This is a genomic window from Pseudanabaena sp. PCC 7367, from assembly GCF_000317065.1.
GTDB lineage: Bacteria > Cyanobacteriota > Cyanobacteriia > Pseudanabaenales > Pseudanabaenaceae > Thalassoporum > Thalassoporum mexicanum.
In genome coordinates this window covers 2,388,062-2,411,842 of record NC_019701.1, presented here as the reverse complement: position 1 = coordinate 2,411,842, position 23,781 = coordinate 2,388,062, and the positions used below count along the sequence as shown (strand labels likewise).

General features: G+C 46.6%; 20 protein-coding genes. 12 read left to right on the top strand and 8 right to left on the bottom strand.

The window, feature by feature from the left end; genetic code table 11:
- Positions 1-115: 115 nt before the first annotated feature.
- Positions 116-2,155, bottom strand: coding sequence for a ribonuclease catalytic domain-containing protein (locus PSE7367_RS09545; protein WP_015165161.1), 2,040 nt, complete (start codon positions 2,153-2,155; stop codon positions 116-118).
- A gap of 428 nt (positions 2,156-2,583) precedes the next feature.
- Here PSE7367_RS09545 and PSE7367_RS09540 point away from each other — a divergent pair, with 428 nt between their 5' ends.
- Complete coding sequence (locus PSE7367_RS09540) at positions 2,584-3,600, top strand: aldo/keto reductase (protein ID WP_015165160.1); 1,017 nt, start codon at positions 2,584-2,586, stop codon at positions 3,598-3,600.
- A 6-nt stretch (positions 3,601-3,606) separates the two neighbouring features.
- On the opposite strand, the gene PSE7367_RS09535 is transcribed toward PSE7367_RS09540, so the two are convergent.
- The 3 genes from PSE7367_RS09535 to PSE7367_RS22945 all read right to left on the bottom strand — a co-directional run bounded on the left by PSE7367_RS09535 (position 3,607) and on the right by PSE7367_RS22945 (position 6,300).
- The gene (locus PSE7367_RS09535; protein ID WP_015165159.1) at positions 3,607-5,007 is read right to left on the bottom strand and encodes a cobyrinate a,c-diamide synthase; all 1,401 of its coding nucleotides are present in this window, start codon (positions 5,005-5,007) and stop codon (positions 3,607-3,609) included.
- A gap of 86 nt (positions 5,008-5,093) precedes the next feature.
- Entirely contained in the window at positions 5,094-6,032 is a 939-nt protein-coding gene (locus tag PSE7367_RS09530) for a M23 family metallopeptidase (RefSeq protein WP_015165158.1), read from the bottom strand.
- A 133-nt stretch (positions 6,033-6,165) separates the two neighbouring features.
- Positions 6,166-6,300 carry a hypothetical protein gene (locus PSE7367_RS22945; RefSeq protein WP_264314141.1) on the bottom strand — a complete coding sequence of 45 codons (135 nt, stop codon included), beginning with the start codon at positions 6,298-6,300 and terminating at the stop codon, positions 6,166-6,168.
- A 363-nt stretch (positions 6,301-6,663) separates the two neighbouring features.
- Here PSE7367_RS22945 and PSE7367_RS09525 point away from each other — a divergent pair, with 363 nt between their 5' ends.
- The 5 genes from PSE7367_RS09525 (at position 6,664) to PSE7367_RS22940 (ending at position 12,786) form a co-directional block, all read left to right on the top strand.
- Positions 6,664-6,933, top strand: coding sequence for a glutaredoxin family protein (locus PSE7367_RS09525; protein ID WP_015165157.1), 270 nt, complete (start codon positions 6,664-6,666; stop codon positions 6,931-6,933).
- Positions 6,934-7,616: 683 nt separating this feature from the next.
- A complete protein-coding gene (gene recJ / locus PSE7367_RS09520; RefSeq protein WP_015165156.1) occupies positions 7,617-10,139 on the top strand; it encodes a single-stranded-DNA-specific exonuclease RecJ in 2,523 nt (840 codons plus the stop codon).
- Between the two features lie 13 nt (positions 10,140-10,152).
- Positions 10,153-10,707, top strand: coding sequence for a GNAT family N-acetyltransferase (locus tag PSE7367_RS09515; protein ID WP_015165155.1), 555 nt, complete (start codon positions 10,153-10,155; stop codon positions 10,705-10,707).
- 120 nt (positions 10,708-10,827) lie between these two features.
- On the top strand, positions 10,828-12,261 hold the full coding sequence (atzF, locus tag PSE7367_RS09510; protein WP_015165154.1) for an allophanate hydrolase: 1,434 nt from the start codon (positions 10,828-10,830) through the stop codon (positions 12,259-12,261).
- Between the two features lie 75 nt (positions 12,262-12,336).
- Positions 12,337-12,786, top strand: a complete 450-nt coding sequence (locus PSE7367_RS22940) for an allophanate hydrolase-related protein (RefSeq protein ID WP_071881352.1) — start codon at positions 12,337-12,339, stop codon at positions 12,784-12,786.
- Positions 12,787-12,839: 53 nt separating this feature from the next.
- Here PSE7367_RS22940 and PSE7367_RS09500 read toward each other — a convergent pair whose 3' ends face one another.
- Positions 12,840-14,411 (bottom strand): CmpA/NrtA family ABC transporter substrate-binding protein, encoded by a 1,572-nt coding sequence (locus PSE7367_RS09500; RefSeq protein ID WP_041699435.1) that lies wholly within the window; start codon positions 14,409-14,411, stop codon positions 12,840-12,842.
- 516 nt (positions 14,412-14,927) lie between these two features.
- On the opposite strand from PSE7367_RS09500, the gene PSE7367_RS20370 reads away from it, so the two are divergent.
- The 5 genes from PSE7367_RS20370 (at position 14,928) to PSE7367_RS09475 (ending at position 19,301) form a co-directional block, all read left to right on the top strand.
- Entirely contained in the window at positions 14,928-15,626 is a 699-nt protein-coding gene (locus PSE7367_RS20370; RefSeq protein WP_015165152.1) for an SH3-like domain-containing protein, read from the top strand.
- Between the two features lie 99 nt (positions 15,627-15,725).
- Positions 15,726-16,436, top strand: coding sequence for a nitrile hydratase subunit alpha (locus PSE7367_RS09490; protein WP_015165151.1), 711 nt, complete (start codon positions 15,726-15,728; stop codon positions 16,434-16,436).
- Between the two features lie 141 nt (positions 16,437-16,577).
- On the top strand, positions 16,578-17,597 hold the full coding sequence (locus PSE7367_RS09485) for a formamidase (protein WP_015165150.1): 1,020 nt from the start codon (positions 16,578-16,580) through the stop codon (positions 17,595-17,597).
- Positions 17,598-17,613: 16 nt separating this feature from the next.
- Positions 17,614-18,315 (top strand): biuret amidohydrolase, encoded by a 702-nt coding sequence (gene biuH, locus PSE7367_RS09480; protein ID WP_015165149.1) that lies wholly within the window; start codon positions 17,614-17,616, stop codon positions 18,313-18,315.
- A gap of 458 nt (positions 18,316-18,773) precedes the next feature.
- Positions 18,774-19,301 (top strand): hypothetical protein, encoded by a 528-nt coding sequence (locus PSE7367_RS09475; protein WP_015165147.1) that lies wholly within the window; start codon positions 18,774-18,776, stop codon positions 19,299-19,301.
- Positions 19,302-19,544: 243 nt separating this feature from the next.
- On the opposite strand, the gene PSE7367_RS09470 is transcribed toward PSE7367_RS09475, so the two are convergent.
- Both PSE7367_RS09470 and PSE7367_RS09465 read right to left on the bottom strand, forming a co-directional pair.
- The gene (locus PSE7367_RS09470) at positions 19,545-20,918 is read right to left on the bottom strand and encodes a glycosyltransferase family 4 protein (RefSeq protein WP_015165146.1); all 1,374 of its coding nucleotides are present in this window, start codon (positions 20,916-20,918) and stop codon (positions 19,545-19,547) included.
- Positions 20,919-20,943: 25 nt separating this feature from the next.
- The gene (locus PSE7367_RS09465; protein WP_015165145.1) at positions 20,944-22,089 is read right to left on the bottom strand and encodes a glycosyltransferase; all 1,146 of its coding nucleotides are present in this window, start codon (positions 22,087-22,089) and stop codon (positions 20,944-20,946) included.
- 168 nt (positions 22,090-22,257) lie between these two features.
- Between PSE7367_RS09465 and PSE7367_RS09460 the strand changes: the two genes are divergently transcribed.
- Positions 22,258-22,632, top strand: coding sequence for a DUF2237 family protein (locus PSE7367_RS09460; RefSeq protein ID WP_015165144.1), 375 nt, complete (start codon positions 22,258-22,260; stop codon positions 22,630-22,632).
- A gap of 179 nt (positions 22,633-22,811) precedes the next feature.
- Here PSE7367_RS09460 and PSE7367_RS09455 read toward each other — a convergent pair whose 3' ends face one another.
- Entirely contained in the window at positions 22,812-23,351 is a 540-nt protein-coding gene (locus PSE7367_RS09455) for an HNH endonuclease (RefSeq protein WP_015165143.1), read from the bottom strand.
- Between the last annotated feature and the right edge of the window lie 430 nt (positions 23,352-23,781).

The window sequence follows — 23,781 nt, the reverse complement described above, 5'->3', positions numbered from 1 at the left end:
TTAAAGCTCAAATACTCTGGATCTTCAGCATATGCAACGCAAGATGAGTAGCGGTTACAAGCATGTTTATCAAGGGTATCCAGCAAGATTTAATATCAGCTTTAGTTGAGCTAATTTAATTGGCATGAAGCATCGGTGCTTGCACCACTTCAAAGTTAATAATGTCCTGGCGCGGATCGACATTGCTCACCACCACATTCAAGCTTTCGCCCACATAGGCATCCCGCATCATTCGGATCGGCAACTTCAAACCCAGATCCTCCAGCAGCAATAGCCCCAATCGTTCATCCTCGCGCAGCCAATCCAGCAGTAGCGCTTGCCATACCTTCTTGCCCTGACGGCGTAAATATTCCAAACTCCAATAGCGCACCGTTTGCCGTTCGATCTGGGTAGCTTCGTAGGTAGCCGGATCGATCATTTTTAATAATGTGTCTAAATCTTGCTCCTGATAGGGCAACGGTTCACCACGCAGATGGGCTTTGAACTGGAAATGGGTCAGCAGATCGCTATATCTACGAATCGGCGAGGTAACCTGCACATAGGCATCTAAACCCAAACCTGCATGACGAAATGGATTAATACTCAGCTCGCCCCGCGTCATCCGCCGACAGATCGCAAATTCTCGCACTGGCCCCGGTGGTAATTGCACGATCACCTCTTCGGAAGGCAGATCCGGCTGTTCTTGAAACCGATAGGGCACTGGGATACTGTTTTGTTGAGCAAACTTAGCACCCACCTCCCCAGCCAGGATCATCATTTCCGCCACCAGTTGCCGCGAGAATGAATTTTCTAGCAGATGCAAAGTCAATTGATCGGTGTCATTGGGATCGACCCGCACGATCGTTTCGGGCAAATTGATATTAATCGCCCCCTGCGATCGCCGCCATTGATTGCGCAGTCGGGCATATTTGGCCAGTAAGTCTAAATCCTGCTCCACCCCCAGATGTAACATCTCTTCGGTGTCTTCATAGGTAAGCCGGTAGTTGGGCTTAATCAGGCTGGTATGGACATCAAAATCAACGATCGCTCCAGCTTCGTCTAATTCCACCGCAAACGACAGTGCATGGCAAACCTGCTTTTGCACCAGACTCATCGGCCCAGTCGCCAAGACAGGCGGAAACATCGGGATCATCCCCGTTGGCAAATATAAACTTGTACCACGCCGCCGCGCTTCGAGATCGAGCAGATCGCCTGGTTCTAACCAGCGGGTTGGATCAGCGATATGAATCCATAACTTGTGCCTACCATCAGCCAGCGTTTCAACACTAAGGCCATCATCAATTTCAGTAGTGGACTCGTCATCGATCGTATAGACATGTAAATGCGTCAGATCGATCCGCGCCATTGGGTCGATTATGGGTGAGTCAAGACACTCTTGCGCCCTGGCGGTAACGGCTTCGGGAAATACACTCGGCACTTGACTCCTTCGTAAAAACATATTTTCGTGTACAGACCAGATGCCCAGATCAACCAATAGGTTAAACGCGGCTGTTTCGGTGCGATCGCGTTTGAGGGTTTTGAAGATGTCGATCGCTACTGATTTATCTGAGGATTCATTGCCGTGGGTAGCATATCGCTCTAGGCTTTCAAGTTTACGGCGATCGCTACTTGTCCACTCTACTGCCTCTCCACTTATTTTGTCGCGGAGCTTTTGGAAAAAGTTTTCTACTTCCTGTGCCCGTTGCTCAGCCACTTCAATTTGATGCTTGATCTCTGCTACCTGGCTAGCCGATCGCGGTTCATAAATCTGTCCCTTGCTTTTGAAATAAAGTTTATCCTCGCTTAGTAATTTATAAGCAGCATAGGTGGCCACCGCAGATGTGTCGGAAAACAGCAGATTAGCTAGTTGCGCTGGGGAAACCGTGGCTTGATCTGGATCTTCACTGAGCAATTCCCAGGCTATTTCTAGGGCAGATGGATCGATATATTGCTCAGCTTCAGCGGTAAACTTGGGGATTTTTTGTGAACTATATTTTACGGGGCTATCACTTTCAGGATCAACCTTTACCACATATTCTACTTCGCGCGGATGTACTACATGGGCAGTGCCATTTTCATCGATTACCTGAATGTGCTTTTTGCCTTCTGGTCGCTCCACCACTGCCAGACGGCGATCGCCATGCAGTTTTACTTCTACCAGTGTGCCCTTGTCCACTAATTACCTATGCCTTTATTACTCAAATACTAATCAAAATTGTTGGCTTACTAATTTAGGTCGCCAAATTAAACAACTAAAAAATTCTCATAATCCCTAAATCAATTGATTAGCATGGATCTATTTAACACTTCATCATCCCACACACTAATCATACCCACAGTTGCAAGCACCAAGTATTAGCAGCTTATAAGTATTCTATTATTTTTCCCCTATAACTAATCTAATCAAATCTAATCAGGGCAAAATACTTTGAGAAATATAATCTCTATTCGATCGTAATACTTGAGATTGCTAGCGCCAATATCAATCAACAATCTGGATCAAACCCGATCGCCCAAGCTCAAGAAAAGTATGATCGCTGCTCGTATGATCAGATTACATTCTAAAATAGATTATTAAGAAATATTACTAAAATTAGATCGCCAATGCAACTACCAGCCCAGAGCAGAACTCAATTCACTGAAGACCTCACCATCTGCCGGATTTTGAATGGCATGTGGCAGGTATCCGGTGGCCACGGCAAGATCAACCCAAGCCAAGCGATCGATCGCATGTTTGATTATTTCAATGCTGGTTTTACTACCTGGGATCTGGCCGATCACTATGGCCCCGCTGAAGATTTGATCGGTGAGTTCCGGCGGCAACTGCGCGATCGGCAAGGTCAGGCAGCCCTGAATAATTTGCAAGCCTTTACCAAATGGGTGCCCCGCCCCGGCAAAATGACCCGCCAGGTTGTGGAGCGGAATATTGATATTTCCCTCAAGCGGATGGATGTGGAAGCCCTGGATTTACTCCAATTCCACTGGTGGGATTATGGCGATCGTGCCTATTTGGATGCATTGGGGCACATGGTGGATTTGCAAAAGGAGGGCAAGATCAAACATCTGGCGCTGACCAACTTTGATACACCACGCCTCAAAATAATTGTGAAAAATGGGATCAAGATTGTGTCCAATCAGGTGCAATTCTCGATCGTCGATCGCCGTCCCCAGGTTGCCATGATTGATTTCTGCCAAGCCAATAATATTCAATTGCTGGCCTATGGCACCCTCTGTGGTGGTTTGCTGGCGGATAAGTATGTGGGCAAATCGGAGCCTGGGCGCTGGCAACTGGAAACGGTTTCGCAGGGCAAATATAAACGGATGATCGATGCCTGGGGTGGGTGGCAATTGTTTCAATCGCTGTTGACTACGTTGCAGCCGATCGCTAAAAAGCATAACGTCAGTATTGCCAATGTGGCGGTGCGCTATATCCTGGAACAGCCAACCGTGGCCGGAGCGATCGTGGGGGCGAGGCTCAGCATTTCGGAGCATATTGCCGCGAATGCCAGGGTGTTTGATTTTGCGCTAGATGATGAAGATAAGGCTAGCATTGATCAGATCTCAGCTAAATCGAAGGATCTGTTTGCGATCATCGGCGATTGTGGCGATGAGTATCGTTAGTTTTAGCTAGACATACCCCCACAAAAAACTTGCCAACTCAGGCTGATCGCCCCAGTGAAAATGAGTATAAGTAGCGATCGCCCTGTTCACCCTCCAGCCATCAAACCCGATCGCCTCACCCGCATAATTAGCCAACTTGTAAACAGGCTCGGTTGGTTCGATCGTTAACTGCGATCGATGGAACTCATGCCCCCAATAGGTCTTACTATCACTCAAATCATTATTAGGATCTTGCAAAGCACAACGCCGATACCCCAACGTTAGTTTCTTCGCCATCACTGTTTGCGTCGGCAGCACCCCCACCATCGGGAAAGTTTCCCCCGCAAAATTAGTAATCGACTCACTCAAATACATCAACCCGCCGCACTCTGCATAGATTGGTAAATGGGTATGTTGTTGGATCGAGGCGATCGCCCCCTGGTTCGCGCTCAACTCCGCCGCAAACATCTCCGGGAAGCCGCCACCCAAATATAACCCCGTTGTGCCTTCCGGTAATTTTTGATCCTTTAATGGGCTCCAGAAAAGAAGCTCTGCGCCTAGGGATTTCAGCAAATCCAGATTATCAGCATAGTAGAAATTAAAAGCACGATCGCGGGCAACGGCAATTCTGGCGGGTGATTTGGGTTGAGATAGATCACAAGAGGCGATCGGCTCATGCTTCCCCGCTAACTGCTCAGAATTTGTCTGCACCAGCGGCAATAGCTTGTCCCAATCGAAGCAAGTTTTGCCCAATTCCGCCAGGCGATCGACAATCTGATTAAAATTACCAACCTCCTCGGTGGGGACTAATCCTAGATGCCGATCGCTTAATTTGATTTCTACTTGCCGAGGAATCACACCCACAATCGGGATATGCAACGGCGCGATCGCTTCACTGAGCACTTGCTTATGCCGATCGCTTCCCACCTGATTGAGAATGATGCCAGCAATTTGCAAATCCGGATCAAAATTTGCATAGCCATAAACCAGCGCCGCCAGCGATCGAGACATCTTGGCACAATCGATTACCAGTAGCAGCGAAACAGCGGGTTTGCGATCGCTAGTTATACGATCGTTAGATATTTGCTTAGAGGCATGATTGAGCAGCTTTACCACCTGAGCAGTGCTAGCCACCTCGCTACTGGCTGCGCCATCAAATAAACCCATCACCCCCTCGATCACTGCGCCATCGGCGATCGCACTATGTTGGGTAAAGCAAGCTTGCACATAGCGATTGCTGGTCAAAACTGGATCGAGATTACGGCAAGATCGACCCGTGATCGCACCATGAAACATCGGATCGATGTAATCGGGTCCTACCTTAAACGATTGAATTTTTTGCCCCCACCGCTGCAAAGCCGCCAAAATCGCCAGCGTAACTGTGGTTTTACCAACCCCGCTATGGGTTCCGGCAATTGCGATCGCCAAATTATTTTCTGCTCCTGCTCAATCCGCTTAACTCACTAATTAAGTAAGTCTAGCCGATCGCCAACCTCACGCTAACTAACCTTTGGCTAACTTTGCGCCACAATATTAAACACCACATACCGCAGCGGCAAGAATGCCATCGGGTCAATTACCTTTTTGCTGCCCGATTGCACCTCAAAATGCAAGTGTGGCCCTGTGCTCCAGCCCGTACTACCCACCTGGGCGATCGGTTGCCCCTGTTGAATGCTCTGCCCTTTACGCACCAAAATTTTACTAGTGTGCGCATATAGGGTCAGCGATCCATCTGCATGGGTCAGTTCCACCACATTGCCATAACCGCCATCATCCCATCCGGCAAAGGTAACAATCCCATCGGCGGCGGCCAGGATCGGCGCACCAGTCGGGGCTGCCACATCAATGCCCTTATGCAGTTTGCGATTGCCAGAAATGGGATGTACGCGCCAACCAAACCCAGAAGTAATTTCGCCAATTAACGGCCACACAAAAGGAGCCGCACTAATATCACCAGTTTTGGCCACTGAATCGGGTAGTTGGATCGCCCACCGACTTGGCGTAGACATCGCCTTCATCCGCAAGGGGCCATCCTGGAGTTGATAGTTGGGATCAAATTCGATCACCATCCGGGTCATATCTGGCTCTGGTTGGCCAACTCGTACCGCCTTCACGCCATTCCCCACATCTCTGCGCAGGGTAGGGCCTTTATAGGTAGTGCCAGGTAAATCGATCACCAGACGGGTCGGGTTCTCAATGATCTTGCCCATTGGCCGTACTTTGTCTTTGGTGACAAACTCAATCCGGCTTTCGCTGACGTTAAACACAAAGGTTTCGAGGCGGTTTGCAGCCCAGGCGATCGGCGACAGGATTGGTGCTAGCAGTGAAGTGGCTAGAAAACTTCCCAAAATACAGGCTTGTTTGTTGGACTTCTTTTGGGTCTGCTTTTGAGCCTGATTATGCTTAGGCTTAGTGGCCTTGGGTGAATGGGATTTTGGCGATCGTTGCAACATAATTTTCTGTGGTGATGAGGAATGATGCGAACTTGCGAACTATAGTCAAGACGGATATAAACAAATAAGCTTTTGGCTAAACTAGAACTAGCAGATCGGATTTAGACTAGATTTAGTGAATCGATTTGAATTGCTAAATAGCCAAATAGCCAAATAGTAGAATCTCGGTGGTGAGTGAGGGACTTGATGAACGCGATCGTTTGGCCGGATCAGCACCAGCGATTGACCGATCGGTACTAGATTCAATTACTACCGGAATCAGATTCATTAATAATTAGAGTGATATTTTCCAGGTTCAACGGGTGTTTGATCTTGATTCAACACAATCAAATACTAAATATTAAATATTAGTAATTGATGGTTAGAGCAATGCTCTCGGTTAACAGTTAACGTGGGTCAGAGGGGGATGTGAGTTCCAGGCTGAAGGCTATAGAGCTATAATCAATTGCGATGTAATTGTTAGTGAGTGCCAAACATTAATGCTGATTGCTAGATGTTGCCTACTAAATAAAAACAGCCGCCCGATCGGCCGGAATTATATGCTAAATGGGCTAAAAACGCAATCGATCGCCAGCATTTTTGCGGCTCATCCTCTGGCTGCTAGTATTTTGTATTCACCGTATTAAACTTGATGAAATTAATTCTCTATACCAAACCTGGTTGCCATCTCTGTGAGGGCTTGCAAGAAAAGCTAGAGCAGGTTGAGGCAGTATCGTTTGAACTAGAAATTCGGCAAATTACCGATAGTCTCAATTGGTTTGAAAAGTATCAATACGAGGTGCCGGTATTGTGTTGGGTAAACGAGGCTAACACACCGCCGACTGAAGAACCCCTACCTCGTTTGTCACCGCGCTCACCGGTGGTAAAGCTGGAAGAATTATTACAGAAATACCAGAATTGATTGACTAGGTCTCGAATATCGAATAGTTGAGTCTTACTTCTATACTCTGGGTATTGCGTCACTAAGGTTAAGTTAAGCCAAGTTATAAACAAATGGCTATTGTCATTTCAGCTTAAGGAATTAGAGCTAATCCAAAAGTTGTAATGCTGATCAACTAAGGGCGATCGCTTAAGGCAATTAGCTAGCAATACGAAATGATGCACAATATCATTAACAATCGGGTTTGATCCGCTGCGAAGTAATCAGGGGAAAGCAATCTAAAAATCTAAACCAACTCGATTGACTGGATTGACTGAAGCAAGCCTGCCCAAGTTCCCCTAAACTGACATTTAAGCTAAGGTTAGATCAAAGATCAAGCCCGATTGAACAGATTAAACACTATTAATAAACAATCGCTGTCGGCATTGCGGTTAGGCTGCCTAATCCAGGGCTAACAATGTTGCTCACAAAAATATCGAACATCTGCCTGATATCAGTTTGACCGATCGCTGCATCGCTAAATCATCCTGCCAATGTGCAACGCTTGCAATTAAGTTGTGGCGATCGAGGTCGATCTAGATGATTTAAGCCATAGAATCTAATATTAATTATTAATAACCCAATAACCACTACCACCAACTGATTAGTACGTGATTAGCCCATCACTAATCTATAGACAACCCATAAATATTGGTATTTCAATTATGGTGTCTGAAATCTCTGCACCAGAGCAACCCAAAAACTGGCAACTTCTACCACAGCCGGAACCACCAGCCTGGTTAATCGATCGGGTCGGTCAAGCTGCGGCGATCTTGTTGTGGCAGCGAGGGATTCAATCGGAACCAGCGATCGAGGCTTACCTTAACCCTGAGCTATATGTACCCACTAGCGGCTCAGCCTTTGGGCAAGAAATGGAACTGGCGATCGAGCGCATTAAACAAGCGATCGACCACCGCGAACAGGTAGCGATCTGGGGTGATTTTGATGCGGATGGAATTACGGCTACAGCTTTGCTCTGGGATGGCCTGGGGCAGTTCTTTGCCCAGAATGAAGAACTATTCTTTTTTATTCCCAATCGCCAGTATGAATCCCACGGCCTTTCGATCAAAGGAATCGATCATCTGCTAACTGAACATCCTGATTGTTCTTTGATTATCACCTGCGATACGGGCAGCACCGACATAGAAGAAATTGAACATGCCCGATCGCTGGGCATTGATGTAATCATCACCGATCACCATACCCTGCCAGCCCAACGCCCAAAGGTAGTAGCAATTATTAACCCCCGTTATTTAGAACCAAATCATCCGCTCTATCACCTCTCTGGTGTGGCGGTTGCCTATAAGTTAGTTGAGGCATTGTATGCAGCGATGCCAGACATTCCCCAGCAACCCTTGGCGAAGCTATTAGACCTGCTGGCGATCGGTCTGGTGGCTGATCTGGTGGCACTGGTGGGGGATTGTCGCTATCTGGCACAAATTGGGATTGAGCAACTTAAGCACAAGGAACGGGAAGGAATCAGGCAACTGCTCGAAGCATGCAAACGGGCGGGCGATCGCCCCACCGACATCAGCTTTGGCATTGCGCCCCGGATCAATTCAATTAGCCGGATCTGGGGTGATGTGAGTAATTGTGTGGCGTTACTGACCAGCAAAGATCCGCAAACCTGCGCCCGATTAGTAGAACTGGCCGAACTAGCCAACACCCAGCGCAAAGCCCTCCAAAAGAGCATCTATAACCAGGCTCAGGCCAAGATCGCCCAACTCGATCTCTCCACCCAAGGCGTAATTATTCTGGCGGATGCCCAATGGTCAGCGGGGATTTTGGGATTGGTGGCTGGTCAAGTTAGTGGTGAATATGCCCGCCCGGTGATTTTGCTCCAACTTGAAGATGGGATCGCCAGGGGGAGTGCCCGATCGCCCCAGGGTATTAATCTTTACGAGTTAATCAAAGGCCAGGAACATCTTTTGAATAGTTTTGGTGGTCATCCCTTGGCGGCAGGAATGAGCCTTGCGGCGGAGAATTTGCCCTTGTTCAAGGCGGCGATCGAACAAAGGTTCTGGAGTCAATATAGCCGTGAATATTTACAAACCCAGGTACAGCGATTAGAGATTGATCTGGTCGTAAAAATTAAGGATTTAGGTCAGTTGATGTTCCGACAGCTCAAGCAACTAGAACCATTTGGGATGGGTAATCCAATTCCCAAACTGCTGGTTAAGAACTGCTGGTTCGATCGCAAATTCAATGCCAAGCTTAAGAATCGCAAAGGCCAGAAGGTGGAATATATTAAAACTGAGTTTTGCCTAATTGATGAAACGGGCGAGATTAATGGCCATTGGTGGGGGCATTACAGCCATGAATTGCCAGAGATAGGAATGCCCTGTGATGTAGTAGTGGAATTGGTTGACAATGCTTATAAGCGCGAATATCAAGTGCGCTTGCTGGATTTTGGTCAGGTTCACACCACCAGTCCGATCGCGGCTTATGCTAATAATGGCGATAGTTTGGGCGATCGCTACCTCAATCAATTCAGCCAGGAATTACCCCGATCGCCCCAATCTCCAAATGTGACCAAGAATATTGAATTACTGGATTATCGCGGTCAAGTTGGCATATTTTCATTAAAAGAATCGGAATCAGAATCAGAATCACCAAAATCTTTATCACCAAAATCCTTAGACCTGGCGCTTGAGGCAGTGGTTATTTGCGATCGCTGTCCCACTAGTTGGCAAGAGTTGGAGAATTTGCTCAACGAGGCGCAGGAGCAAGCAAAGCCGATCGTTCTCACCTATGCACCGCCCCAGCAATTGAACGGCTGGGGAATCTGGCAAAGACTGGTGGGAATCGCCAAGTATTTGGAGCGCACCGGCAAGAGCATTTCGATCGCTACTTTGAGCAGCAATTTAGGCATTGGCGATCGTAATTCCCAAATTATTGATCTAGGCTTGGCGGCACTTGATTATTGTGGTTGGTCGGCAGCGATCGATGACAATGAATTGCAGCATATTTCTTTCGGCCAGCAAAATTCGGTAGCCCCTGATGCAGAGACCAGAGAAGAACATCAAGAGATGGTTGATAGTGCTGCCCTGCTCAAGGTGAATGAGTTCATTGCCGCCGTCGATGAGTTGGTCTTTCGGCAGCGCTATTTTGACCAGCAGGTAATCGCCAAAATGTTGCCTATGCAACCAGTTCAACCTGACCAGGATCTACCTGTAGGGAATTTATAGATTTTTAATTAATTTGAGCAAGATCCAAATTCGATCGCCGATTACCAAGTTAGAATTTCGCCAGTATTACTATTTACGCTGGCTGGTATTGCGATCGCCCTGGGCTCAACCACCTGGCAGTGAACGCGATGACCAGGAATCGCAAAGCTACCATTTGATCGCGGTTCTGGATAATCTGGATGATATTGACCAGGATCTTCAATCCGATCGCGTCGGTTACGCTGATATTTCGGCTTCCAGCAAGCAAGATGTAGACCAATTAATCATCGGCGTGGGCAGGTTACATTTACAAGATCCACAAACAGCACAAATCCGTTATATGGCAGTACATCCCAACTATCGATCGCAGGGTATCGGTAGCCAGATTCTAATGGCATTGGAGCAATATGGCCGATCGCAACCAATCCAGCAAATCATCCTCAAGGCCAGAGCCGAGGCGGTGCGCTTCTATCAGCACCATAATTACCAAGTCCTTGAATCTGCCCATACTCTCTATGGCAAAATCCCCCATTTTTTGATGTGCAAATCGATCGATTACATGCAAGTTTCAAAAGTAGATGATTCCTAACTTCCCTATCCATGAAGAGATGCTATGCTTGAAGCTGCTTACTTGGCTTTAATTCTTATCTGAAGACGTTGTGATCTCTGATTAGAACAATAGATCAATGTACAAAATAAATTCGCTAACTTGGATTTAGAGGGCATAAGTAATATTAGTCTGGATATTAATACCCTGCTGCTGGCCTATCGTTCAGGGCAATCTGTAACAGCGATCGTGGAACTGATCTACGAACGGATTGCCACCCATGAGCATAATCCCATCTGGATTACTCTTTTGCCCAAACAGCAGGTATTGCAGGCAGCAGCTCAGCTAGAGGCAATGCGCCAGGATATGCCATCCCTACCCTTATTTGGGATTCCATTTGCGCTTAAGGATAATATTGATGCGAACGGTGTTTTAACCACCGCTGCTTGCCCTGCATTTGGTTATATGCCAACTGAGGATGCAATGGTAGTGGAAAAACTACTAGCCGCTGGTGCTTTGTTAATCGGCAAAACTAATTTAGATCAATTTGCCACTGGTTTAGTAGGCACGCGATCGCCCTATGGAGTTTGTCAAAATCCCTTTGACGATCGCTACATTAGTGGTGGTTCTAGTTCTGGTTCGGCAGTGGCGGTGTCAGCGGGTCTAGTTAGTTTTGCTTTGGGAACGGATACAGCCGGGTCGGGCAGAGTACCGGCCGCATTTAATAACATTGTGGGTCTCAAGCCTAGTCGCGGTCTGATTAGTAATCGAGGCGTAGTGCCTGCCTGTCGATCGCTCGATTGCGTGAGTATTTTTGCGTTGAGCTGCAATGATGCAGAACTGGTATTAGCAGCATGTCAGGGATTTGATCATCAAGATATCTACTGCCGCGATCGGCCTTTGCCAGCAAATCAACAAGCATTACCAAAATCCTCATCCCAATCATTATCTCGGTTTCGGTTTGGTGTCCCTACTCAAGATTGGCTGGAATTCTTTGGCGATCGGGAATATCAGCAACTGTTCACCACCAGCATTAGCCATTTAGAAGCGATCGGTGGACAGCAAGTAGAGATCGACTATCAACCATTTTATGATGCCGCCCAATTGCTCTATTCTGGCCCCTGGGTCGCCGAGCGTTTAGCAGCATTGGCCTCATTTTTTGAACATAGCGCCGACCAAACCTTAGAAATAACTAGCCAAATTATCCTTGGCGCGAATAAATACACAGCGGTGGATGTGTTTGAATCGATCTATAAGTTAAAGTCCCATCAGCGATCGGCGGCGGCGGAATGGCAAAAGATGGATCTATTATTAGTGCCAACCACACCGACTATCTACCAAATCAGCCAGGTAAATGAGGAGCCATTGCAGCTAAATACGAATCTGGGCTACTACACTAATTTTGTGAATCTACTCGACCTCTGCGCGATCGCTATTCCATCTGGATTCAGAACCGATCATCTTCCGTTTGGGATTACTCTCATCGCGCCAGCGTTTAATGAAAACTTGCTGATTAGCCTGGGTACTAAATACCAACAACAGCTCAATCTGCCTTTAGGTAACACATCCATAACCTATCACCAAGTCAGCCAATAGTGCAAATATAACAAATATAAATAAAGTCGTTAATAGAGTCATTCTAATTAATCTAGTTGAGGGGGAACTAAAAATATGCCCGATCGCCAAATGCAAGATCCAGATCCAGCAGCCATGATCGAAGTGGCAGTAGTTGGGGCTCACTTAGATGGCGAACCGCTCAACTATCAACTAGTCGATCGGCAGGCTCATCTGGTTGCCGCAACCCATACTGCACCGATATACAAGCTTTATGCCCTAACTGGCACTAAGCTACCTAAGCCAGGTCTAATGAGAATCGATCCCAAGCAGGAAACTGGCCATGGGATCGAGGTGGAGGTATGGGAAATGCCTTTAGTAAATTTTGGCTCTTTTGTAGCCCTGATTCCAGCCCCACTAGGGATTGGCACAATCACCCTAGAATCGGGCAAACAGGTGAAAGGGTTTATTTGTGAGGCGGAAGGAATCAAAACCGCGATCGATATTTCTGCCTGCGGCGGTTGGCGCAGTTATCTAAGTGATAGTAAAAGCGCTAGTAATAGCTAGTTAATTAGCCTCACATTTAATTTAAATTTAGACCTAACATTCACTTAAATAATTTAAACACCATAGGTTTCGATTTGCTCATTCAAATAAGCATCCGGATCGCTAGGATCAAACGCATCAAACAATAAATTCTCAGATCTAAGCTCGTCCGTAGGTACATCTAATCCCAATTCACCGCCCAATCTCTGGACAACTTCCGTGAGGTAAAGATCGCCTATTGCATTGTAATCAGCCTGATCGCCTGGTACATAGTCCCAGCGCACCATCTGAGTAGTCAACCAATAGGCAAAGCTTTTCCAAGGGTAGGGATCAAAATCTACGCGATCGGGAATATCTTGAGTATTCCCATTCCCATCATCATATTTACCAGTATAGATAGATTGAAGCACATCTTCGGGCTGATTCAGGAATTGTCTAGAAGCCAAGGTCTGAGCAATCTCTGGTCTATTACTCTTATCCTTCGCAAAATAAGAAGCCTCTAATACTGCCTTTGTCATCGCATCGAAGGTATTGGGATTAGTATCAATCCATTCCTGACCGGCACTAAGAATGCAGCAAGGATGCCCTGGCCAAATCTCTTTACTTAGCATGTGAATATAGCCCGCGCCCTCAGCAACTAGGCGCTGGTTAAAGGGTTCAGCGATCAACATCGCATCCAGTTCACCAACCGCCATTTGAGCCACGGTATCAGCCGGAGGAACCACATCAAGCTGCACATCGGTATCGGGATTGAGTCCACCAGTGGCCAAATAGTAGCGTAAAAGCAGAGTATGGGTTGAGTGGGGGAATGGTAAAGCAATTCTAAATCCCTTGAAATCTGCCGGACCCTTGACAGTTTCTTTGTGGCGATTGGCAACCGTAATCGCATTCCCATTCAAATTACTAATGGTCACCGTGCGGGTATCAAAGGGAGCTGAACCTAGTCCCAGTGTCATTGTGATTGGCATCGGTGCAATCAGGTGGGATGCATCTAATTCCCCGGCAATCATCGCATCACGCACCGCCGCCCAACTGGGTAGCTTGACTAGCTCAACTTCTAAACCATGTTTTTCATACAACCCTAATGGCCCCGCCATCAAAATTGGTGTAGCGCAGGTAATTGGAATAAAACCAACTCTTAAAGTTGTTTTCTCTAAATTTGAACCATCAACTGCGGAACTATCTACCGTTGCCTCTGGTGGTGTGTCGGGATTACTGCCACAACTGGCCAAAGTCACCAGAGCCGCGCCGATCGACACATTTCTGAGAAAGCGCCGCCGGGTGAACTGATTCTTACGCATCACATCGCCGAAGAAAATACCTGCCTGGGGGCCAAAGGCTGCGGCCATAGCATTACTCAATCCTCCAGCTTGAGCGGCCAAGTCACGGCATAGTTTCTCGCGCCGACTATTCCCACGTCCAGCCTGCTTAAAAAACAGAGCCTCTCTCATTTCAGCCACAGTAATGCGATCGGCCAGGGAAAATGCTTCTGGCTTAATCAGCGACATCTTCGCCAAATCAGCGGTTAAATCCACCGGGTCCGTTGGCATACTGTTAGCAAATTGCCAGTGATCGGCGGTTGAGTGGGGTTGGCCGCAAGGGCATGCATTGCGATCTAAAATTGCCGTTGCAGTGGAATCTAACAAGCCTTTATTTTTAATAACCATAGCAAGAGATTAAGTGGGGCTAATGGGGTGAGAACAGGCAATGAAGCGAGAAACTTTCAGATTCGGGACTTCCGTCTTTAAACATTAGTAAGTGCCATTACTTTTACTTGATGTAGCCACCACTACATTTTGATCCTCAACTTTGCGATTTCATTTCTATTAGATTCAATAACCAAACTAAGCTAAATTAACAACCGTAAATAAAGTTAGCCTGAATTACTACAAGTTACTATCAGTCATCAACGTATTGATTAGTTATTGATTAGTTTCTATAGGAAAGCAAAAATATTTAGCAAGATAAGGCTTGCAAGGCTGACACGGATTAGGTCTGGCTTGAGGTTGGCTTATTTCATATTTTGCTGCTGGGACATCAATAGCAACTCAATCAGAAATAGTATTCTAATTATTAATTGAGCTGTTGAATTCAGAACTATAGACTGAATAGATTGTGATTCTTGTTACTCGAATTGTTTTATTAAAAACTATTAGAATGTTGTGGATTCATTACATCAAAGAGTTCCCCATAGCCATCTAGACAAATCATCTATAGATACGGATGAAGTTGCGATCGCCAGGTTTGAGAAGCATATTATTTCTATGCATAATCTGATGATTGCCAAGGGACAACTACCCAGTATGGACCCGGTTAGAAGGGCGGCTGAGGAAGTTGATGGTATGTTTACAACTGGGCAGTTGCCGGCACGGATTCCAAATTCTCTTAAACAGAGGTTACCTGCCTATGGTGAAAGGCGACTGTTGGCGATCGAGAAGCTATTTTGTGAGATGGGGTTCTTTACAGAAGAAGAATTAGCGCAAGGCTCTATTCCTGTTCCAGCGGCTCTAGGCCAGCAACCACCAATTCCTTTTCCTTATAAAGTTGAGAAAGTTGCACCCAATGAGAATAACTTCAAATTCAACGTGGGAGACAAGGTGAAAGTTGAATCACTGCCAAAGTCAGGACATGTCCGTACGCCAGTCTATATCTTAGGTAAACAGGGCACGATCGCTCAAATCCAAGGGAACTACCCGAATCCAGAAGAAGTTGCCCATTTAGCCAACCCGATTACCGTAATGCCGTTATATCTGGTGCGGTTTGAGCTAGCGGATCTGTGGGGAGATGCTTGCTTGCCTGCTAATGCTAAAGATACGCTTTGCAGTGAATTATATGAACATTGGCTTACTAAAATCAATTAAAAGTCGATTGAAGCTTGAGTTTAAGATTGTTCAAGATTGCGATCGTAATAGCCACAGCCCTATCAGCGCAAAGATCCCAGATCCAAGAATTACTAAACTATGGAAGATATTCAAGTTCAAAATAAATATCCTTTTGCTAATTCTAGCGAAGTGCCTGACGAGCCAGAACATGACCATGATCATGATCACGCCCCTATCAATAATGACGAGGCTTATTGGGCGCAAAGAACTCACGCCATCGAACGGATTTTAGAGCAAAAAGGTTATTTTACTGCCGCTGAAGTCCGCAAGGAAATCGAGCGCGAAGACTCGGTAACACCCATGCTAGGCGCTCGGCTGGTGGCAAGAGCCTGGCTAGATCCTGAGTTCAAAGCCCGGGCTTTGGTAGATGGGAAAGCAGCTTGCAGAGAACTGGATATCGACACGGTGGAAATAAAAAACCTCCAGGTAGTTGAGAATACAGAACATATTCATCACGTCGTAGTATGTACTTTATGTTCCTGTTATCCTAGAGCGATCTTAGGCTACCATCCCCCATCCTGGTATAAGAGCACGGCCTATCGCAATCGGGTCGTGATCGATCCGCGTGGGGTATTAGAAAAGGAATTCGGCACGATCGTTCCTGCTGAAGTTGAAATCAGAGTGATGGATAGCAATGCGGATACTCGCTATTTAGTAATTCCCAACCGCCCCCCAAACACTGATGGGTGGGCAGAAGAAGACCTGATTAAATTAGTGACCCGCGATAGCATGATTGGTGTTGCTTTTGCCGAAGAGCCAAGTAAAAATAATAAAAATCATGAATCATAACGGAATTTCAATCCAGCATATTTCCAAGGATCGGCAGGTAGACAATTAAGTAGATAGGGCGATCGCAAGACGCTCACAACGGTTTCGCTATTTTTGACTGTTAATTGCTGTAAATAGAAGTTTAAGCAGGGAATAATAAAAATGAGTGGACTTGGTGGATTAAATAAAGCTCCTAATGGTGTGGTGCTGGGTATGGTGCAATTGCAACTACCCAATGTTGTCACCCCAGCCGATCTTTCTGCCCAAACTAAACAGATCTGCGACATGGTGGCAAAAGCTCGACGTAACCTGCCCACCATGGATCTGGTAGTTTTCCCAGAATACTCCTTGCATGGTCTTTCGATGGATACCAATCCAGAAATCATGTGTCGATTGGATGGGCCAGAGGTGGAGGCATTCAAGATAGCCTGTCAGGAGAATGACATCTGGGGTTGCTTTTCGATCATGGAATATAACCCCAAAGGCAACCCCTACAACAGTGGTCTAATTATTGATAACCAAGGCGAGATCAAGCTGTATTATCGTAAGCTGCATCCTTGGGTTCCGGTTGAGCCCTGGGAGCCTGGCAACATTGGTATCCCTGTCTGTGAAGGACCCAACGGCAGCAAGCTAGCTCTAATTATTTGCCATGATGGCATGTTCCCCGAAATGGCGCGTGAATGTGCCTATAAAGGAGCCGAAATCATGATTCGCACAGCGGGATATACTGCGCCAATCCGCCATTCTTGGCAAATCACCAACCAGGCTAATGCTTTCTGCAACCTAATTTATACTGCCTCAGTTTGTATGTGCGGTAGTGATGGCACCTTTGACTCGATGGGCGAAGGCATGATTATTAACTATGATGGTACGCCGTTGGTAACCGGTGGCAATCGCCCCGATGAAATCATTACCGCCGAAGTGCGTCCCGATCTAGTCAGAGAAGCCCGTCAGCATTGGTCAGTGGAAAATAATATTTACCAGTTTGGCCACCGTGGCTATGTGGCGGTGAAAGGTGGTGCCCAGGACTGTCCATATACCTATATGAAAGACTTAGTCGATGGCAACTATCGATTGCCCTGGGAAGAAGAAGTGGTTTATACAGATGGTACTTCCTGTGGTTTCCCAGTCCCCGATCGCCTCTATGCTGGCGAAGAAATCTCCGAAGCAGTCAAGGCTTAGCTGTGGATACATGGATATGGATATGGATATGGATACCCAAATGGCTACATACATCAACTCAGACCCCTATAAATATCCATACAATGGCGATCTGCGCCCCGATAACACCGCCTTGATCATCATTGATATGCAGACTGACTTCTGCGGGGTCGGTGGCTATGTGGATAAAATGGGCTATGATCTATCCCTAACGAGAGCCCCTTTGGAGCCGATTAAGCAAGTGCTTGAAGCTATGCGCCAGAAGGGGTTCTATATTATTCACACCCGCGAAGGACATCGACCGGATTTGTCCGATCTACCAGCTAATAAACGATGGCGGAGTCGTCAAATTGGCGCAGGGATTGGTGATCAAGGGCCTTGCGGCAAAATCTTAGTGCGGGGTGAGCCTGGTTGGGAAATTATTCCTGAATTGGCACCCTTATTCGGCGAGACCATCGTTGATAAACCTGGCAAAGGGGCTTTCTATGCAACGGACTTAGATTTGTTGCTGAGGGGCAAAGGGATTCAGAATCTGATTTTGACTGGTATTACTACCGATGTCTGTGTGCATACCACGATGCGGGAAGCCAACGATCGCGGCTATGAATGCCTTGTACTTGCCGATTGCACGGGTGCTACCGACTATCAAAACTATCTTGCCGCCTTGAGTATGATAAAAATGCAGGGAGGAGTTTTTGGTGCAGTTGCAACTTCAAATATGCTTCTAGAGAGCATTTGAGAACTCATGAAGTTTGCTAATTGCATAAGTGCGCTGTTGCAAGTAGAGAAGAAACTAGCATATATAGCCTCGATGATTAACCTGGCAGTAAAAGAGAATGCTGTTTAAAAGTCGGTATTGGTAAGCTAGAAGTTACGCATAAACCTGATGCGCAACAGCTTGCTCCCGCAACTCAAACCCATTTCTTTTGCCACCTGGCTGATTAGATTACCTAAGCTTTTTACGATCGCTACTGCTTCAGCTTTTTGCTCGGCTATAAATAGCTGGCGTGTTTTTTTGTCATTTGGACATCCTCCTGTATTTTTAACTTTTTCGAGACAGGGTCACTATCAGGAATTTTACTTTTCTAGCCTAATATATAAAGCATTACTATATAGTGACAGCCAATTCTTTACAGACTTTATGGCCTTGGCTTAAGGCCAGATTGAAGCATCTATTTCATGAAAGAGGTTTATTGAATGAAATATCTAAGAATAGGCTTAGTGGCGATCGCAACTTCAATGATGGCGATCGGCGTGGCGGAAGTGGCACAGGCTGAGACTAATTGCTGGTGGCAAAATGGCCGCATGTATTGTCATGATGCTAACCATGCCTGGCGTAACGAAGCCCATCGTGACCATAACAATTATCGGGAGCACCACAATAATTACAACGGCAATGTCAATCGCAACTTCGATCGCAATCGGATGCAGCAGCAGGTCAATCAAGCCTATCGAGATATTTTTGGCCGTGATGCCGACTATGGCGGCGTGAATACTTATTTGCGAGAGCTAGAGCGCGGTAGGGATATTAGTTGGGTACGCCATCAATTGGCATATTCCCAGGAGGGAGTGGGCGACATTCAACGTGCCTACTGGGATATTCTGGGTCGGGAAGCCGATTATAATGGCATTCGCACCTATCAAGAATATTTAGTAAATGGTGGCACTCTGTCAGGCGTGAGAAGGGAGCTTGCCAATAGCACAGAGGCAAGACGGCGGAGATAAGGGATAACTTAACTTACTCTCTCTCTATGCAAAATCAGCCTACAGACGATGAATAATACGCAAGTAGTTACATACGCACTCAAATTGGGCATTGTAGAATTGATCTAATTGCCCAGAATTTCAGTCGCCTGGGTAATTAGAGGGGGGTGTGTCCCACCCAAGAATGCCCTACACTTAAATCTCTTTGTGGTTTTGGTGTGGGGTGTTCTGTATATAGCTGCACCTAAACACCAATCACAGAGCTTAGTTAAGCAAGGCTTTGAAACCACGATTTTTTTTGGATTTCTTTTTCGACTGCTTACTTGACTTCTTAGCCGTCTCGGCTTTTTCCTTGGCATTACGATCGGCACTGGCACTGGCAACTAACTGCGCTGCCACACCATCACCGCCCACGCTTGGTGGCAACCTGCCATCAGCCAAATCCATCAGCAATTGGATTTGTTTTTGCAGCAGGTCAGCATGGGCATAACGTTCCAGCACCGTTTCCCTGGCATTTTGACGAATTTGCGCCATTCGATCGGGATGATCGAGCACTTCACAGATGCGATCGGCTATTTGCTTGGGACTGAAGAAATCCACCAATAGGCCATTCTTGCCATCTTCGATTACTTCACGCACCGGCTGCGTATCCGAGCCCAGCACCAGACAACCCGTAGACATCGATTCGATCATCGACCAGGACAATACAAACGGCCGGGTTAGGTAAACATGCACCGATGAAGCCTGAATTACCTTTAAATATTGACCATAGGGTAGCCCCCCGGTGAAATGTACCCGTGACATATCCAGCGGTACTTTTTCGAGCATCATATCTTTATAGGTAGTGCCCTTGGGGGCGGGTTTACCATAACAAACTCGATTCTCGCCCAGAATCACAGCATGGCAATTGGGGCGCATTTTTTGCAAATGTCCCAGCGCTTCAATGAATTGGGGAAAGCCGCGATAGGGCTCCATCCCCCTTGCCACATAGGTAACAATCTCATCAACATGGGATAGATCTAGATCGGGCAGTACCAGCTTGGCATTGGGCACAGGCTTAAAAAATTCCGTGTTTACGCCATCGTGCAGCACCGACATTTTGGGATGAAAGATCTTTGGAAATTGATCGCGCTGCCAGTAGGTGGGTGATAGCCCCCAATCGCAATGGGCGATATCGAGCAGGATCGGTGAATTTTTTGACCTGATCCGGGGATAATCATCGGCCTGGAGTGGTTCCTTGGGATCGAAATCCGCATCAGACCCGCGTGCGTTGTAGTACCACTCGAAATAACACAGCAAGGGTGAATCGGGGAACACATCCTTTACAAACAACGTTGGCCCCCAGCCGGAATGGCCACAGATCAAATCAGGGACAAAGCCTTCTTTTTTAAGATCGATGCACAACCGATAAACCGCCTGACCATGTAATACCGCATTTTCCAGCGATCGCACGTAGTGATGGGTGCTGGGGTGGGCATCTCGACTAGTCTTAAACATGACCTTACGCACCCCTTCAATTTGGACATTGTTGGGGGTTTTGGTGCCAAATACAATTTCATTATTGGGGTCTTTGGCAAGCAAGGTAGCTACATGCCGAAATTGAGCTGGGAAATTATTGTGGAGAAATAAAACGCGCATGTTGTGACAGTTTTACTGGGCTGGTTTAAAGGTGAAGCTTAACCGATAATGCCTGAGTTAGCAAAGAGTTGATCCTGGGCAATCGCTCCCACTGCCTCCGCACGATGCTTCTTGGATATTCTCGCATAAGGCTAGTAATTAAATGGCGCAAAATTCGATCGCGCACTGGCTGGGGAATTGGTGCATAGACATCCGCACAAATTAACTTTAACCAAACCGCGTAGATTTCATCCCAAATGCGATCGGCAGCCAGATTACTATTGGTGGTTTGTTGAGGGTGAAGGCGAAATGTAGCCAATGGCTGATCGACAAAGGCCACCCTAAAATGTGCCATGATCCGCCACCACATCTCCAGATCGCAAAACTGATGGATTGCCAGATCGAATAGACCAATCTGCTTAAAAACGGCAGTTGAGATCAATACATTAGTAGGCTCACCGATTTTATTATCAGGTTGGCGGCAAAGGTTGCGATCGCTGAGTAAGTCTAATCCAGGTTGAATTGGCTGCAAGTTGCTCCAATGTTGATGCAAGTTCTGGAGCCATTGCAGTGATGCTGGTAACGGCTCAGGGGCATTATCAGGGGCATTAGGATCAGACTCGATTAGTTCTGGTTGGTAGTTTGCTGGTTGCGTTGAATTAACTAATTTATTTGCAGATGAGTCGGTCACAGATGGATTAGTTAACAAATCTGATCTAGCTGAACCTGCATCACTTAACAACAATCGGCGACGGCTGAACACCATGCCGATCCGATCGTCTTGCTCGGCGGCGGCTACCATTTGACTGAGGCAATTGTTGGCTAATAAATCATCCTGGAATAAAAATTTAATATATTTAAACTTATCTGTTTCTAGGCTAGTCTCTAGACCTGTTTCTAGGCAATGATTTACACAATGATTCCAATTGCCCACTAAACCCAGGCGAGGGTGTTTAAGAATTTTGATCGTGGGACGTGCATCAGATGGCAATCTCGATCGAGAAAATTGAGCTTGTTGCGATCGCTCTATTTCTTGCACAATTGCCAGGGTATGGTCAGTAGAATGATCATCAGAAATAATAATCGCAAAGTTGTCATAATCCTGGGCGATCGCACTGGTCAACGCCGCCCGAATATATGCCGCACCATTGTAGGTAGGTATGCATATGGCAACTCTGGGCGATGGGGACATGGTTTAATCTTTCTTTCGGTCGAGTTTAATTGCCGCAAAAATCCCCTGTAGCAACGAGAGAATCCTAGTTACAATAGTCTATTAGCAATAGTTTCAGCCACTTTGACATTCACAACATTAACAGGATTTCCTACAATTTAAGATCACGACTCAGGAGCATCTAGCAACATGACAGAAGCAAAAAACGTATTGGGTCAAAAATTAGAATTTTGCTGTGGCTCTCCGCTCACCGGCTTCTATCGCAATGGTTTTTGTGAGACGGGCGATCAAGACCTCGGTAGCCATGTCGTCTGCGCCGAGGTAACCAATGAGTTTCTAGATTTTAGTAGGTTGCGGGGTAATGATTTAATCACGCCTAGACCTGGATTTAATTTTCCTGGCCTCAAGGCAGGCGATCGCTGGTGCCTCTGTGTATCCCGTTGGCGTGAGGCGTTGGAGGCGGGCGTAGCACCACCAGTGGTGTTGGCGGCTACCCATGAAAAAGCACTCCAGGTGGTGGAGTTGGACAAGTTAAAAAAATATGCGATCGATACTGACTCCTAAGATTCTATTGCTTACTAGCACTTTGATCTAACTGGCGGTTAGTGAAGCTATTTAATCATTGGCAGCATTGGCAGCATCAGGATCATAAGCGCAATCTCAGCCCATCTAGCCCGAAGCAAGCTCTTACCATTCCCTTCGCTGAAGTTATGAAACTACAGGTCTAAGCAGGATCTAAGCAACTATTCAATATCAATTTGTTGTTTATGATCGCGCCAGAACTGCTCCGCAAAGGCCATCGCTGGGTGCATAGGTGCCTTGGGTTGCTTAACTAAGCGCATTCCGGCTTCTGCAGGGGTGCGATTCCCCTTGGAGTGATTACAGCGTTCACAGGCTGCCACCAGATTTTCCCAGGAATGACCACCACCACGCGATCGCGGCATCACATGATCAAGGGTGAGATGCTTAGCTGCACCGCAATATTGACAGGAGTGATTATCGCGCCGGAGGACTTCGCGGCGATTGACTGGCGGCACCTTCCACAGCCGTTCCGTGTTGCCGATCGTGAGGCGAATATGTTCCGGTACTTTGAGCACAAACTTAGGCGCAAGGACAGACCAGGTACGACCACCCATGCTATCGATCGGTTCGGCTCGACCGGTTACCAGCAAGGCGATCGCCCGCCGCATATTCACCCTGGCGATCGGTAAATAGTTTCTGGAAAAGACTACCACGGCATGTTTCAAAACTTCTGGCTCTGAGAAATTCTTGGCGTAGGTCACTGCCCTCACTCCTTGATTTAAATTTAGGTTGGTTAAGTTGGCTTAAATATCAATATCTTCAATATCTTCAATGTCTTTAACTGGTCTTAATTCTGGTCTGGTTTAAGTTTCTGACTGTGCGCCTGTGTTTTGAGTAATCGACTTGATGCTTCTCGCTCCATCGCCATAAACTGAACACTGAACAAGGTTATTAAACTGGCTAAAAAATGCGTTGCCACCTGACGGGATTAGCTTGATCAATTACCACATCATTAGCTATCTAGAGCTATCTAGTATTTCCTTGGGTGTGATTTCGTGGGTAAATCTAGACAAATCAGATGGGCTAAAATCTCAAAAATCCGGGGGTAGGATAACCTGCTAATTAGTTGAGCATGACCGATGCAAGAGTCTTAAACCATTGCGATCCAAGCTATCTAAGCTACCGCTGCGA

What these genes read in the sequence shown, in the direction of transcription:
- PSE7367_RS22940 (WP_071881352.1), top strand. Translation starts at nt 12,337, where the DNA reads ATGCCCGATCGCCAAATGCAAGATCCAGATCCAGCAGCCATGATCGAA.
- PSE7367_RS09475 (WP_015165147.1), top strand. Translation starts at nt 18,774, where the DNA reads ATGAAATATCTAAGAATAGGCTTAGTGGCGATCGCAACTTCAATGATG.
- PSE7367_RS09490 (WP_015165151.1), top strand. Translation starts at nt 15,726, where the DNA reads ATGGAAGATATTCAAGTTCAAAATAAATATCCTTTTGCTAATTCTAGC.
- PSE7367_RS09470 (WP_015165146.1), bottom strand. Translation starts at nt 20,918, where the DNA reads ATGCGCGTTTTATTTCTCCACAATAATTTCCCAGCTCAATTTCGGCAT.
- PSE7367_RS09465 (WP_015165145.1), bottom strand. Translation starts at nt 22,089, where the DNA reads ATGTCCCCATCGCCCAGAGTTGCCATATGCATACCTACCTACAATGGT.
- PSE7367_RS09530 (WP_015165158.1), bottom strand. Translation starts at nt 6,032, where the DNA reads ATGTTGCAACGATCGCCAAAATCCCATTCACCCAAGGCCACTAAGCCT.
- biuH (WP_015165149.1), top strand. Translation starts at nt 17,614, where the DNA reads ATGGATATGGATATGGATACCCAAATGGCTACATACATCAACTCAGAC.
- PSE7367_RS22945 (WP_264314141.1), bottom strand. Translation starts at nt 6,300, where the DNA reads ATGAATCTGATTCCGGTAGTAATTGAATCTAGTACCGATCGGTCAATC.
- PSE7367_RS09540 (WP_015165160.1), top strand. Translation starts at nt 2,584, where the DNA reads ATGCAACTACCAGCCCAGAGCAGAACTCAATTCACTGAAGACCTCACC.
- recJ (WP_015165156.1), top strand. Translation starts at nt 7,617, where the DNA reads ATGGTGTCTGAAATCTCTGCACCAGAGCAACCCAAAAACTGGCAACTT.
- PSE7367_RS09525 (WP_015165157.1), top strand. Translation starts at nt 6,664, where the DNA reads ATGAAATTAATTCTCTATACCAAACCTGGTTGCCATCTCTGTGAGGGC.
- PSE7367_RS09485 (WP_015165150.1), top strand. Translation starts at nt 16,578, where the DNA reads ATGAGTGGACTTGGTGGATTAAATAAAGCTCCTAATGGTGTGGTGCTG.
- PSE7367_RS09460 (WP_015165144.1), top strand. Translation starts at nt 22,258, where the DNA reads ATGACAGAAGCAAAAAACGTATTGGGTCAAAAATTAGAATTTTGCTGT.